Genomic DNA, 13,056 nt, shown 5'->3' on the forward strand with positions numbered 1-13,056 from the left:
CTGTCGCTTGTCGTTCTGCGACGCAGTTCCGTAGGCACAAAAAAACACGGCCCCGAGGGGCCGTGTTCATGTTGCGATGCCGCAGTGTTGCTTAGAAGCGCTGCTGGTACTTGAAGTACACGAAACGGCCGATGTCGAAGCCGCCGTAGTACGCGTAACCCGAGTTCGGGTTGTCGTAGTTCGGGGCAGCGTAGTGCTCGAACACGTTGTTGGCGCCGACCGCGATGGTGGCGTTCCACGGCGCATTGAAGCGGACCTGCATGTCGTGGAAGGTGTTGGAGCCCAGCTCGTTCATCGGCGTGTTGGCGCCGTTGTATTCCGGAGCGGTGTAGTCCGGCAGCGAGCAACGGTCGTCGAAGCTGCAGTTTTCCTTCACGCCGGAGTAGTAACGCATGCCCCAGGTGAAGCCCCACGGGCCCTTGTCCCAGCTCAGGTTGAGGTTCGAACGCAGGCGGAAGAAGCCACCGAAGCCGTTCTGCTGCGACGGCTCGGCTTCGCCGATGACGTCGGTCTGCAGTTCGTTCTTGGTCGTGTAGCTGTTCAACCAGGCGAAGCCGAAACGGCCCCACTCCGTGTCGAGACGGTAGTTGACATCGAAGTCGAAGCCTTCGACTTCGTTGTAGCCCACGTTGATCGGCGCGAAGATGAAGCTGGTGATGGCGCCGGTGACCGGATCACGGGTGAAGCGCGAGCGGGCCGGATCCTGTTCGGTATTGCAGCGGAAGCTGATGCCGCGGGTGTAGCAGTCGGCCAGCACCTGGGTCGGGCTGTCGGCGGTGATCGCATCTTCGATCTTGATGTTCCACCAGTCCAGCGACAGGTTCAGGTTCTCGACGAAGCCCGGGCTCCAGACGATGCCCAAGGTCTTCGAGGTCGAGGTTTCCGGAACCAGCTGGTCGTTCGAACCCGAGAGGAACGGGGTGTTCGTCTGGGTGTTCGGACGCGGCGCCAGACCGTTGGCGGTGTTGGCGCGCTGACGGAAGTTTGCCGGCACGCGCAGGCTGGCAGTGGGGTTGCCGACGCACACGGGGGCGCCGCCGGAGTTGCCGAACAGCGTGTCGCAGGGGTCGGTGTAGAACGAGAAGCTCTGGCTCTGGCCGCCGTACAGGTCGCCGATGGTCGGGGCGCGGAAGCCTTCCGACCAGGTGCCGCGGACCAGCAGCGAATCGATCGGCTTCCACTTGAAGCCGAACTTGCTGTTGGTGGTGTTGCCGAAGGTGTCGTAGTCGGAGTAGCGGGTCGCGACGTTGAAGGTCAGTTCCTTCGCGCCGGTGACGTCGGCCAGGACCGGAATCTGCAACTCGGCGTAGAACTCGTCGAGCTCGTAGCCACCGCCGGTCGGGCCGCTGGCCAGATCGGTGGAGCCGCCGCTCTGCGACAGGCCGTCCGGCGAGAAGAAGCCGCTTTCCTTACGGTGCTCGTAACCGACCGCCAGGCCCAGATCGCCGGCCGGCAGGGTGGCGATGGCGCCGCTGAGGTTGACGAAGTAGTTCTTGGTCTCGGTCTCCGAGACGGCCTGGCCCGGCTGGTACAGGTAGGCCTGCACATTCGGATCGTTGAGACCGTTCTGGCCGGCATAGCCGAACGGCAGCAGCGGGTTCCACGGGGTGCACTGGCCGGCCTTGTTGCCGAGCGGAATCGGCGCGCCCGGGGTGCCGCACTGGACCACGCCCTGAGCGTTGAGGAACGACGGACCGACCGCAGCGCGCACGTTGGCGACGTTGAGGTTGCCGGTGCTGATCTGCACGCCCTTGTTCTGGTTGTACAGGTAGCCAGCGTCCCAATCCCAGATCTTCTCGCCGACTTCGAACGAGCCGCTGAAGGTGCCGGTGAAGCGATAGGTGGTCAGGCTGTTGCGGACTTCACGCGGCACTTCCCAGCCGCGGCGCACGAACTGCACGGCGGTCTTGGGGGCGACGCGGCCGTTCGGAGCCACGTAGTTCGGCGCCTGATTGCCGAACGGGTTGAAGTAGCTGTCGATCGAGAGCGGGGTGTTGAAGCCCGGCGACAGCGTGGTCGACTGGTACGGATAACCGGCGTTCTGGGCGAACGACTCGCGGTCGCTGTACAGCATGTCGGTTTCGAAGCGCAGCCAATCGGTGATGTCGTAGCTGGCGTTGACGAAGAGCGACTTGCGCTCGATGCCGCTGTAGACGGTCGACTGCGACGACGGCAGCGAGACGTCCGAGCCGTTGCGGGCGCGGAAGTTGTTCGGATTGCGCGGGTCCAGGCCGGGGGTTTCGCGCGCCAGGAAGCGCGGAGCGCTGATCGGCAGGCTGTTGTTCGGGTTGGTCGCGGTGCTGACCGGCAGGCCGGTCCACGGATCGATACCGCCGGTGCCGCCCGGGCCCGGAGCGATCGGAACCAGCAGCGCACCCCACTGGGTGGTGCCGGAGAACACGAAGTCGCGCGGCTCGCTCTTCGGGCCGGTCGGAGCGCCGGCCTGCGAGAACCAGCGGTCGCGGGCCCACACCGGATCTTCCTTCGAGTACTCGGCGCCGACGGTGATCGAACCGCGGTCGCCGGTGAAGCCGATCAGGAAGTCGTAGTTCTGGCGGGTGCCGTCGCCTTCGCCGTACTGGCCCATGTAGGCGTTGACTTCGGCGCCTTCGAAGTTCTTGCGGGTGATGATGTTGATCACGCCCGCGATGGCGTCGGAACCGTAGATGGTGGATGCGCCGTCCTTCAGCACTTCGATGCGCTCGACCATGGCGGCCGGAATCGAAGCCACGTCCTGCAGACCGTCGTTGGTCGCGCCGAGGCGCTTGCCGTTGACCAGCACCAGGGTGCGGTTGGCGCCGAGGTTGCGCAGGTCGATGTAGTAGCCGCCGACCGCTTCGCCCGAGCTCAGCGGCGCGGTGCGGCTGATCGCCGGCGAACCAGCCGAGGTGATGTTCTGCAGGATGTCGGCGACCGACTTGAAGCCCTGCTTCTCGATCTCGGCGCGGCTGATCTGCAGCACCGGCGCGGCGGTTTCGATGTCGACCTGGCGGATGCGCGAACCGGTCACTTCGACGCGATCGAGCGTGGTGGCTTCCTTGCTCTCGGTTTCCTGCGCGAAAGCCACGCCGGTGCCGACCAGGGCGGTGCTACCCACCGCGAGCGCGAATGCAATCGCGTCGCGGAGCTGGGTGGTCTTGAAGGTCATTTCTCTCTCTCCGAGTCTGTTTTGTGTTACCCGTGGACCCGCTGGGTGGGGCAAATAGGCACACCAAATCCAGCAAGCTCGCCGGATCGTAACTGCACACTTCGGAAAATTAAAGTGTTGTTAAGCGTCGCCAATTGTCGATTTGTGGCATCTGTGTGAGCAGGTGCAGCAAAGTGAATCGGCAAACAGGCCGGTAGATAAATTATGAATAGGGGATTAGGGTGGCAAAAATCGTGTTCAGACCCAGAAATGGGGCCTGAATGCAACCGATTCTCGTTGGGCGCCGATCTTTGCTGAATTGGGCGATCCGTCGGCTGGGGCCGGCGCTGCGGGGCCGTTTGGGGTAAGCGGCGCGCCCACCCGGCGTCGATGCCGCAGGCCTGACGCGCGGGTCGCGGTTGCTGTGACCTCCGCCGCGGGGGCCGGCCGAGGTGTCGGCGCGGCGGCGCGTTTTTCGGCAATGTGCCGAGTGCGAGCGGCCACGGGATGGGGCCCGCGGCGTGTGCATCGAAGAGGGGCTCGGGAATCATCGGCGACGATGACCGTCGCTTCCGGTCGGCGGCCGCGCGGGCCGGAGCCGCGGTCGCGGTCGGGCAAGGCGCGCGAGCGCCGCAGGCGTCGGCCTGCCGCTATCTATATATAGAGAGAAAGCGCCCGATAAAGAAGCGGCGCTCGGTGCGCCGGGACGGCGCCGTACTTACAGGTCTTGTTCGTAGCGGACGTAGGGCACGGTGCCCTCGTCCTTGTTGCCGTTGCTCGGCGCGAACGGGTTCTTGCCGCGGGTCACGACGTTCTCGGCGCCCACGGTGAGCTGGCCGCTCCACGGCGTGCGCCAGGTCAGGCCGACGCCCAGCGCTTCCCACTGGCCGGGCGCGGGCGTGTTGACCACCCGGCCGACGATGTTGGCGGCGAAGTTGCCGATCCCGGCGCCGATGCTGAAGCTCTTGCTGCTCCAGCGGTCGGCCACGTTCGGCACTTCGCCGGCCGGGATCAGGCGCGCGCGGGCCTTGGTGCCGCCGATCGAGACCATGGCCTCGTCGCCGATCTTCTTCTGCACGTAGACGGTCAGGGTGTTCTGATCGACCCGGCTGGTGCGGCTGTTCGGGCTGAGCCAGGCGGGCAAGGTGTCGCGGCCGCTGCCGAGGGTCACGCCGACCCGCCCGCCCGGGCGGTTGAGGCTGGCGCCGGCGGAGATCTGGCGGCTGTCGTCGCCGTCGTCGTCCAGGGCGGCGAGCAGGCAGTGATTGGCGAGGTTGCCGATCGCGCCGGCCAGGCCGGTCTTGCGGTCGCAGACCAGGCCCAGGCCGTCGCCGGCATCCAGCCCGAGGGTGGCGTCGACGGAGCTGTCGCCGAGTTTCCAGCGGGTGGCGGCCTGCTGATTGGCCGGCTCCAGCTGCAACAGGTATTCGAGCTTGCCGTTGTGGTTCCAGACCGGCAAGTAAGTGGTGTCCGCGCGCTTGCCCGGCATGACCTGCGCGTGCGCGCCCGTCGCCACGCCGAAGGCGAGCGTCAGGGCGAGCGACAATGGGCGCAGGAGCTTGAGCATGGATCTCGCAGTGCGTGGACCGACCGTTATGACCGGATGAAGCCGGCCGAAGTTCCCCGTTAGGCGACTCCGACTATAGTCGGTTTATGTTTATTTAACAATCGGATATGGATCCCAAATCTCGGATCCGCGAGACCGTTCGTCGCGGATCCGGCCGCTCATTGCAGGCGCGGCGGCGCCTCGACTTCGGCCGCGGCGGCGGCGAACAGGCCGGCGATCTGGTCCTGGTCGAAGCGGTAGCTCTGGCCGCAGAACTCGCAGCGGACCCGGGCCTCGCCGTCGGCCGCGGCGGCGTCGGCCTCCTCGCGACCGAGCGAGACCAGCATCGCCTCGACCCGCTCGCGCGAGCAGGAGCAGGCGAAGCCCAGCGGCTTGCCGCCGAGCAATTGGACCCCGTCCTCATGGAACAGGCGGGTCAGCAGGGTCTGGGTGGGCAGTTCCAGCAGCTCGCCGGCGCGCAGGGTGTCGAACAGCGCTCCGACCCGGGCCCAGCCGTCGTCGTCGCCCTGATCGCCGGGCAGTTTCTGCAGCATCAGCCCGGCGGCCTGGCGCTCGTCGGCGGCCAGCAGCAGCCGGGTCGGCAGCTGTTCGGACTGGCGGAAATAGCCCTCGAAGGCGCCGGCGAGGGAGTCCGACTCCAGCGCCACCAGGCCCTGGTAGCGGACCGGCTCGCGGCCGTGCAGGCCGGGGTTCTCGATGGTGATCGCCAGCATCGCCTCGGGGCCGAGTTCGCGCAGGTCGCGCGAGACCGTGCCGCCGTCCTCGGCGAGCTGGGCGATCCCGCGCAGGGTGCCCGCGGAGGTGCATTCGGCGAACAGGGTGCGCAGGGCGCCGTCGCCGCGCAGCTGCACCGACAGCCGCCCGTCGACCTTGGCGTGGCCGGTGAACAGGGCCGCCGCAGCGGCGGCCTCGCCCAGCAGTTCGGCCGCCGCGGCCGGGTACTCGGCGCGTTCGCGGATCTGCCGCCAGGTGTCGTGCAGGTGGACGCGCACGCCGCGGACCCCGGCGCCCTCGATCAGGAAGCGGGTCAGACGGTCGTGGTCGGCGGCGGGGGCGGGGGCGGTCTGGGAATCGGTCATCTTGGCGGTCTCGAACGCGCGAGCGGCCCCGGCTGCGAATGCGGGCGCGGCTTCGCGGATAATGCGCGCGTTCCTGTAAGCGTTCTGGTGAAAGGGGGAGTAGGCATGCCGACGCGATCGGTACCGAGGGCAGCGATGCGGGCGCGCGGCGTCGCCTCCACAGTGGGGTCGGAGGGGCGTCGGTGCAAGACTTGACCCCCCGCCCGGACGCCGCCGCGACCGCGGCGGCCGCCGTTTCCGCGCCGCGGCCGCGCCGGCTGCGGCGCTGGCTGCGCTGGCTGATGGCGCTGCCGCTGCTGTTCGTGCTGGCCTCGATCCTGCAGGTCGCGACCCTGCGCTTCGTCGACCCGCCGCTGTCGGCGTTCATGCTGATCCGCCAGTTCGAGGCCTGGGGCCAGGGCGAGTTCGGCTTCCGCATCGCCTACGACTGGCGCGACCTGGACCAGATCTCGCCTCACCTGCCGGTGGCCCTGGTCGCCTCGGAGGACCAGAACTTCGCCGAGCACTTCGGCTTCGACCTCAAGGCGATCGAGAAGGCGCGCAAGAACAACGCCCGCGGCCGCAAGGTGCGCGGCGGCAGCACGATCAGCCAGCAGACCGCCAAGAACCTGTTCCTGTGGAGCGGGCGCAGTTGGGTGCGCAAGGGCATCGAGGCCTGGTACACCCTGCTGATCGAGACCCTGTGGCCGAAGCGCCGGATCATCGAGGTCTACGCCAACATCGCCGAGTTCGGCGACGGCGTGTACGGCGCCCAGGCGGCGGCGCGCACCTACTACCGCAAGGACGCTGCGCGGCTGGCGCCGGCCGAGGCCGCGCGCATGGCCGCGGTGCTGCCCAACCCCAAGCGTTACAGCATCGCCCGCCCCGGTCCCTACGTGCAGCGCCGGGCCGGCGCGATCCAGCGCCAGATGCGCTACATCGGCGGCGACGGCTACCTCAAGCGGATCGAATGAGGGCGGCGGCCGAGGCCGTCATGGCGGGGCTCGCCGCGGCCGGCGCGATCACGTTCCGCAGCGCCGCGGCGCGGCTACTATGCGCGGCATGAATCGCGAACGCGTCACCGTCGTCCTGGCCGCCTTCGAGGAAGAGCAGAGCCTGCCGCTGCTGCAGCCGCGCATCGCCGCGGCGCTGGACGCGCTGGCCGCGGACGGCGTCGAGGGACGCGTGCTGTACGTCGACGACGGCAGCCGCGATCGCACCTGGGAGATCCTGCAGGCGTTCGCCGCGCACGACCCGCGCGTCGCCCTGCTGCGGCTGTCGCGCAACTTCGGCAAGGAAGCGGCGCTGACCGCCGGCCTGGACCGGGTCGAGCAGGGCGCGGCGCTGATCCTGGACGCCGACGGCCAGGACCCGCCGGAGCTGATCCCGCAGTTCGTGGCGTTGTGGCGGCAGGGCTACGACGACGTCTACGGCACGCGCATGGAGCGCGAAGGCGAGGGCTGGCTTAAGCGCGGCACCGCGCACGCCTTCTACCGGATCATCGGCCGCCTCTCGCGCACCCCGATTCCGGCCGACACCGGCGATTTCCGCCTGCTCTCGCCGCGCGCTCTCGATGCGCTGCGCCAGTTGCGCGAGCGGCACCGTTTCATGAAGGGCCTGTTCGGCTGGGTCGGCTACAACCGCGTCGCCCTGCCGTACCACCGCGAGGCGCGGGTGGCCGGGGCCAGCAAGTTCAACCTGTGGCGGCTGTGGAACCTGGCCCTGGAGGGCATCACCAGTTTCTCGACCGCGCCGCTGCGCCTGGCCACCTACCTGGGCCTGGCCACGGCGCTGGTGGCGTTCGCGTTCGCGATCAAGGTGGTGCTCAAGGCGTTGCTGTTCGGCGACCCGGTGCAGGGCTGGCCGACGATGATGGCGGTGATCCTGTTCCTGGGCGGGGTGCAGTTGATCGCGCTCGGCCTGATCGGCGAGTACCTGGGCCGGCTGTACGAGGAGTCCAAACAGCGGCCCCTGTACCTGATCGACACCTGGCAGCCCGCGCCAGGAGTATGCTCGGAGCCGAAGCGGTTTCCCCAGCTTGCGGAAGGAGACGGCCATGCGCACGGTACGACAGTTGTTGGAGGCGAAAGCGCCTGAGATCCACGCGATCGGGCCCGATGCGCCGGTGATCGACGCGATCCGGCTGATGGCCGAGAAACGCATCGGCGCGGTGCTGGTGATGGAGGGGCCGCGACTGGCCGGGATCCTCTCCGAGCGCGACTACGCGCGCAAGATCGTGCTGCAGGGCCGCTCGTCGGCGGACACGCCGGTGCACGCGATCATGACCGCCGAGGTGGTGGTGGTCGGGCTCGGCGACAGCGCCGACCGCTGCATGCAGATCGTCACCGAGCGCCGAATCCGCCACCTGCCGGTGGTCGACGCCGGCCGGGTGGTCGGAGTGGTGTCGATCGGCGACCTGGTCAAGGCGGTGATCGAAGACCAGCAGCTCGAACTCGACCAACTGCAGCGTTACATCGCCAGCTGAGCGCGACCGCGGTGCGGCGGCGCAGCCTTGCCGCACGAGGCGCGCATTCGACTATGCTGCGCGGCGGCGACGCTTCGTCGCATGCCCGAGTGAAGGATCACCATGCGTTCTGGTCGTTTCTTAGTGCTGCGCCCATCGTTGGCCGCCCTGGCCGTCGCCGCCCTGGCCGCTTGCTCGTCGTCGCAGTCGCAACCGGCCGCCGCCGCGGTCGAGCCGGCCGCCGCGGCGGCGCCCGCCAAGCCGCCGGCGCGCCCGGCCCAGGCGACGGTCGCCGCCGACGGCCAGCGCGTCGACGTGGTCACGGCGATCCGCCAGTTCCCGATCGAGATCGCCGACGCGTTCGACGGCCGGGTGCGCAAGATCGACCGGGTGACGATCCTGGGCCAGGAGGACAAGGGCGAGCGTTTCGACCTGCTGCTGCGCATCGAGGGCGCCAGCGATCCCAAGGCCGAGGGCGGCCGCTGCCGCGACGGCCGCGAGGTGGTGCTGCGTACCCTGGCGTTCGACGGCAACGACAACCAGGTCAGCGGCAGCCACGATCTGGAATCCTGCCTCAAGCGTACCCGCCTGGTCGCCGAGCGCCGGCAGGGCGATCGGGTCGAGTACGACCTCGAACACACTTATGCCGAAGGCGATACCTGGCCGGTTTACCTGGTGTACGACCTGCGCCATCCGGGCGCCGACATCACCATGTAGATCGCACGGCGCCGCCGCGCCGCCCTCGCCGGTCCGGCGGTTCCGGTCCGATCGGATCGCTTCATAGGCGACGGTCTGCGGCGCACACCCCCAAGCCGAATGCCTCCGCCGCGCCTCGCGAATCCACGCGCCCGGGCCGAAGCGTTCCTGCCTGTCTGACGAAGAAACTGCATGAATCGATACCGCTTCGCTGCGCGCTGGGCCAGCGCGATCCTGATCGTCGTCGTCGCGCTGGGCTGCACTCCGGCGGCCGGGCCGCCTGCCGCGGACAAGGCCGCCGAGCGCAGGCGCGCGCCACCGGGTGCGCCGGACGACGCGGCACGGCGGACTCGGCAGGACCAGGGCGAGCGTCCGAAGCCGCCGCCGCCGCGGCGGGAACCGCAACGCCCGGCCCAGGTCGATGTTGCCGGCGATGGGCAAAGCCTGCGGCTGGCGAGCGCGGTGCGCACGTTCGCGCTGCCGCTGGATCAGATCTTCGCCGACCCGGTGCGACGGATCGAACGCGTCGCGATCCTGGGCCAGGAAGATCGCGGCGAACGTTTCGACCTGTTGCTGCGGGTGGAAGCGTCGAGCGATCCGCAGGTCGACAACGGACGCTGCCGCAAGGGCCGCGAGACGACGTTGCTGAACCTGGCGTTCGACGCCGCGGGCGGCTCGGTCAGCGACACCTCGGCGATCGCCTCCTGCCTGAATCGGATTCGCCTGGTCGGCGAGCGCCGCCTGGGCGACGGACGTACCGAATACACGCTCAGGCAGAAGCTGGACGACGGCAGCGACATGCAGGCGAACCTGGTCTACGACCTGGCCCATCCCGGCCGGGACATCGAACTGCAGCCGTAGCCGCGCAGGCGCTCACTTCGCCGCGTGCCCAGCGCAGCTCGCGTCCTTGCCCGGGCCCAGTTCCAGCGTCGCCAGCAAGGCCGCCGGCGGGGCGATGCTGCCCAGGGCCAGCGCGGCCGCGCCGCGCAGTCCCAGGCGGCCGAAGTCCGGGCGCGCGCTGGGCTGCTTGAAGCTGCCGCCGACGTACAGCGGCGTGCGCAGGGCCAGCAGGCTGCGGTCCTTGGGCCGGGCGCGGATGGTCAGGTCGAGTTTTTCCTGCGCCAGGTCGATCGTGCCCTTGCCGACCAGCAAGGTGTCGCTGGTGTCGAAGGCCAGCGCGCGCGCGGTCATCACCCCGTCGGCGACGGCGAAATCGCCGAACGCGCAGCGGATCGGGATCTTGCGATCGCGGGTGAGCTTGAACTTGAGGATCTCGGCCAGGTCGAGGCCGGTGAATTCCATCAGCAGGTTGCTGATCTGGCCTGGGCCCATGCCGACCGCGACCTCGCCGTCGCTGCTGCCGAGCATGCGCGCGATCGAGTTGCCCTGGCCGTTGAGGGCGATCCGGCCGCCGACCTTGCCGACCGCGTCGTTGGCCAGTTTGACCTTGGGCAACAGCTTGGCCAGGGTCAGGCCGCGCGCGTCGATGTCGGCGCGGGTGCGGATCGGCGCCTGGCGCGCGTCCATGACGATGCTCGAGCGGATCTCGCCGTCGGCGACGCCGAAGTTCAGCGGCGCCAAGCGCAGCAGGCCGTTCTCCAGCAGCAGGCGCGCCTGCATGTCGTCCAACGGCCAGCCCGGCGCGTTGATGCGGTTGGCGCGCAGGCGCACGTCGGCGTCCATCGCGCGCAGCTTGTCGAGGCGGTACGGCGTATCCGGCAGCAGCTTGGGGCTGGCCTGCAGGCGCGCGTTCTCGGCGGCGAGTTCGGGGTTGATGCTTTCGCCGCGTCCGGTTTGCGGCGGCGCGCCGACGAAGCCGGCCAGGTCGTCGAAGTCCAGCCGCCTGGAGACCAGGTCGGCGCGCAGGTACGGACGCGGCCCGCCGGTGGCGACGCTGGCGTCGCCGGACAAGTCGCTGTCGCCGACCCGGCCGCTGAAACGCCGATAGCGCCAGTTCGCGCCTTCGCGGCTCAGGCGGCCGTCGAGCGCATAAGGCGGCGTGTCGGGAATGGCCAGGCCGAGCAGCGGATACAGGTCGGCCAGGTTCTTGCCGGCCAGGGCCAGTCGCAGCTCGAAGTCGCGCAGGTGGAAGGGGTCGACCACCTCGCCGCGTGCGTGAGCGCGGGTCGCGCCGGCGCTGGCGCGCAGGTCGAGCCGGTACGGTCGTTGCGCGTGCTGCAGTTCCAGCGGCGATTCGGCGCGGCCCTGCAGCTTGAACGGATTGCCCCTCCAGCGACCGCTGCCCTCGACCTGCACCGGCGGCGCGGCATCGGCGCGTTGCCCGGCGCGGCTGGCGACGCTCAGGTTCAGATCGGTCTTGCCGGCCGGATCGAGGAATTCCATCCGGCCGTCGTCGATCCAGATCCGCCGGAACACCGGCAACTCGCCGTCGCCGCCGCGTTCGAACTTCCAGTTGCCGCCGTGCTTGGCGTCGCTTTGCAGGTTCAGACGCGGCTGGCGCAGGCGGATTTCGGGAATGCGGACCTCGCCCTTGAGCAAAGGCCACAGCTCGATCGCCAACTCCAGGCGCTGCGCGCTGGCCATCAGCGGCCGCCGCGCCCACGGCGCATTGGCGAAGCTCAGGCCGTCGGCGCGGATCACCGGCACCCGGCCCAGGTCGACGTCGAGGTTGCCGGCGATTTCCAGCCGGCGCCCGGTGCGCGCCTCGACCTGGCGTTCGATCGGGCCTTTGAACCAGTTCCAGTCCCACAGCAGGATCAGCGCCAGCACGGCGAGCGCGAGCAGGCCGAAGCCGGTGCGCAGCGGGTGGCGGCGCAGTCGCGCGCGCCAGGACGGCGCGGCGTCGTCGGTGGACTGCGGAGTCCGCGGATGGGACTCGCTTATCGGGAGCTGGCTTGTCGGGAGCTGGCTCATCGCGGGCTGGCGCCGGCCGATCGTGCCGGAGGCGCTTCGGCGCACTCCATTCGGCCCGCGCGTGGGGACCTGTTCGCTACGATGGGCCCACCATCGCCAGACTCCGGTAAAGCGGAAGTGAACGCGCCGTGGACGGGCGCCGCGGCGTTCAGGCCGGCGACGGCACCACTTGCGACAGCACCGCGATGTAGTGGCAGACGCTGCCGGCGACGACGAACAGATGCCAGATCGCGTGCGAGTAGCGCAGCGAGGGCCGGTGATAGAACACCGTGCCGAGGGTGTAGCACAGGCCGCCGGCGAGCAGCCATGCCAGGGTCCACGGCTCCAGCGCCTGCACCAGCGGCTTGATCGCCACCAGCACCAGCCAGCCCATGGCGATGTAGATCAGGGTCGACAACAGCTTGAAGCGGCCGGTGTAGAACAGCTTGAACACGATCCCGGCCAGGGCCAGGCCCCAGATCGCCGCGAACAGGCCCCAGCCCCAGGGGCCGCGCAGGCCGATCAGGGTGAACGGGGTGTAGGTGCCGGCGATCAGCAGGTAGATCGCGCAATGGTCGAAGACCTTGAGCCGGCCCTTGACGATGGGATGCTGGATCGCGTGGTACAGGGTCGAGGCCAGGTACAGCAGCAACAGGCTGATCCCGAACACGATCGAGCTGCCGAGCTGCCAGGCGTCGCCGTACAGGGCGGCCAGGGTGATCATCACCGAGCCGCCGGCGAGCGCGGCGGTGGCGCCGAGGCCGTGGGTCAGGGCATTGGCGATCTCTTCGCGGATCGAATGGTCGCCGTGAGCGGGGGCATGGGCGATAGGCATGGTCCCAGCATCCTAGCGCGGTCTGGAGCAAATGCTCGGCCCCGGCGCGAACCGACCGACGCGGTAAGGCGACGGCGGTCCGGTTTCGCCAAGCGCATCACGCCGGCGCTGCGGCGCGCGTCGTCCGCGGAATCCCAGGCAGGACTCCGCGGACCGGGCCGATGCGCTCAGCCCGCCGGCGCCGCCGCGTACTGCGACATCGACGGCATGCCGACCAGGATCAGCACGATGCCGACCACATAGATCGCCAGCGGGATCTTGTTGGCGGCGAAATTCATGATCGCGAACACCAGCGCCACGAACGGTATCAACAGCGAACCCAGTCCCCACCAGATGCTTTTGCGGAACGCGTTGACCACGATCCACAGACCGCCGATCAGACACAGCGCGATGCCCAGGTAGTACATGACCCCCTCCCGTATGGACGCCGGCCGGCTCGGCCGACCGGACGATGCT

General features: G+C 69.1%; 11 protein-coding genes. 5 read left to right on the forward strand and 6 right to left on the reverse strand.

Annotation, left to right across the window (positions count from 1 at the left end; genetic code table 11):
- Positions 1-91: 91 nt before the first annotated feature.
- From AC3A57_RS16710 to hslO, 3 genes are all read right to left on the reverse strand, one after another.
- Positions 92-3,148, reverse strand: coding sequence for a TonB-dependent receptor plug domain-containing protein (locus AC3A57_RS16710; RefSeq protein WP_487579956.1), 3,057 nt, complete (start codon positions 3,146-3,148; stop codon positions 92-94).
- 697 nt (positions 3,149-3,845) lie between these two features.
- Entirely contained in the window at positions 3,846-4,694 is an 849-nt protein-coding gene (locus AC3A57_RS16715; RefSeq protein ID WP_487579957.1) for an XOO1806 family protein, read from the reverse strand.
- A 158-nt stretch (positions 4,695-4,852) separates the two neighbouring features.
- Positions 4,853-5,773 (reverse strand): Hsp33 family molecular chaperone HslO, encoded by a 921-nt coding sequence (gene hslO, locus AC3A57_RS16720; RefSeq protein WP_487579958.1) that lies wholly within the window; start codon positions 5,771-5,773, stop codon positions 4,853-4,855.
- A gap of 191 nt (positions 5,774-5,964) precedes the next feature.
- Here hslO and mtgA point away from each other — a divergent pair, with 191 nt between their 5' ends.
- The 5 genes from mtgA to AC3A57_RS16745 all read left to right on the forward strand — a co-directional run bounded on the left by mtgA (position 5,965) and on the right by AC3A57_RS16745 (position 9,773).
- A complete protein-coding gene (gene mtgA / locus AC3A57_RS16725) occupies positions 5,965-6,726 on the forward strand; it encodes a monofunctional biosynthetic peptidoglycan transglycosylase (RefSeq protein ID WP_487579959.1) in 762 nt (253 codons plus the stop codon).
- Positions 6,727-6,814: 88 nt separating this feature from the next.
- The gene (locus AC3A57_RS16730) at positions 6,815-7,849 is read left to right on the forward strand and encodes a glycosyltransferase family 2 protein (protein WP_487579960.1); all 1,035 of its coding nucleotides are present in this window, start codon (positions 6,815-6,817) and stop codon (positions 7,847-7,849) included.
- Positions 7,809-8,237, forward strand: coding sequence for a CBS domain-containing protein (locus AC3A57_RS16735; RefSeq protein WP_221669586.1), 429 nt, complete (start codon positions 7,809-7,811; stop codon positions 8,235-8,237). Before AC3A57_RS16730 ends, AC3A57_RS16735 begins: the two co-directional genes overlap by 41 nt.
- 102 nt (positions 8,238-8,339) lie before the next feature.
- Positions 8,340-8,933 (forward strand): hypothetical protein, encoded by a 594-nt coding sequence (locus AC3A57_RS16740; RefSeq protein WP_487579961.1) that lies wholly within the window; start codon positions 8,340-8,342, stop codon positions 8,931-8,933.
- Between the two features lie 171 nt (positions 8,934-9,104).
- On the forward strand, positions 9,105-9,773 hold the full coding sequence (locus tag AC3A57_RS16745) for a hypothetical protein (protein WP_487579962.1): 669 nt from the start codon (positions 9,105-9,107) through the stop codon (positions 9,771-9,773).
- 12 nt (positions 9,774-9,785) lie between these two features.
- On the opposite strand, the gene AC3A57_RS16750 is transcribed toward AC3A57_RS16745, so the two are convergent.
- From AC3A57_RS16750 to AC3A57_RS16760, 3 genes are all read right to left on the reverse strand, one after another.
- Positions 9,786-11,786, reverse strand: a complete 2,001-nt coding sequence (locus AC3A57_RS16750) for an AsmA family protein (RefSeq protein WP_487579963.1) — start codon at positions 11,784-11,786, stop codon at positions 9,786-9,788.
- Between the two features lie 148 nt (positions 11,787-11,934).
- Complete coding sequence (gene trhA, locus AC3A57_RS16755; RefSeq protein ID WP_487579964.1) at positions 11,935-12,600, reverse strand: PAQR family membrane homeostasis protein TrhA; 666 nt, start codon at positions 12,598-12,600, stop codon at positions 11,935-11,937.
- Positions 12,601-12,767: 167 nt separating this feature from the next.
- Positions 12,768-13,007: a hypothetical protein gene (locus AC3A57_RS16760; RefSeq protein WP_487579965.1), complete on the reverse strand. Its 240-nt coding sequence runs from the start codon at positions 13,005-13,007 to the stop codon at positions 12,768-12,770.
- Positions 13,008-13,056 lie beyond the last annotated feature (49 nt).

The sequence above is a fragment of the Lysobacter sp. Soil_C_15 genome (assembly GCF_057657315.1).

What these genes read in the sequence shown, in the direction of transcription:
- AC3A57_RS16710 (WP_487579956.1), bottom strand. Translation starts at nt 3,148, where the DNA reads ATGACCTTCAAGACCACCCAGCTCCGCGACGCGATTGCATTCGCGCTC.
- AC3A57_RS16715 (WP_487579957.1), bottom strand. Translation starts at nt 4,694, where the DNA reads ATGCTCAAGCTCCTGCGCCCATTGTCGCTCGCCCTGACGCTCGCCTTC.
- hslO (WP_487579958.1), bottom strand. Translation starts at nt 5,773, where the DNA reads ATGACCGATTCCCAGACCGCCCCCGCCCCCGCCGCCGACCACGACCGT.
- AC3A57_RS16730 (WP_487579960.1), top strand. Translation starts at nt 6,815, where the DNA reads ATGAATCGCGAACGCGTCACCGTCGTCCTGGCCGCCTTCGAGGAAGAG.
- AC3A57_RS16735 (WP_221669586.1), top strand. Translation starts at nt 7,809, where the DNA reads ATGCGCACGGTACGACAGTTGTTGGAGGCGAAAGCGCCTGAGATCCAC.
- AC3A57_RS16740 (WP_487579961.1), top strand. Translation starts at nt 8,340, where the DNA reads ATGCGTTCTGGTCGTTTCTTAGTGCTGCGCCCATCGTTGGCCGCCCTG.
- AC3A57_RS16745 (WP_487579962.1), top strand. Translation starts at nt 9,105, where the DNA reads ATGAATCGATACCGCTTCGCTGCGCGCTGGGCCAGCGCGATCCTGATC.
- AC3A57_RS16750 (WP_487579963.1), bottom strand. Translation starts at nt 11,786, where the DNA reads ATGAGCCAGCTCCCGACAAGCCAGCTCCCGATAAGCGAGTCCCATCCG.
- trhA (WP_487579964.1), bottom strand. Translation starts at nt 12,600, where the DNA reads ATGCCTATCGCCCATGCCCCCGCTCACGGCGACCATTCGATCCGCGAA.
- AC3A57_RS16760 (WP_487579965.1), bottom strand. Translation starts at nt 13,007, where the DNA reads ATGTACTACCTGGGCATCGCGCTGTGTCTGATCGGCGGTCTGTGGATC.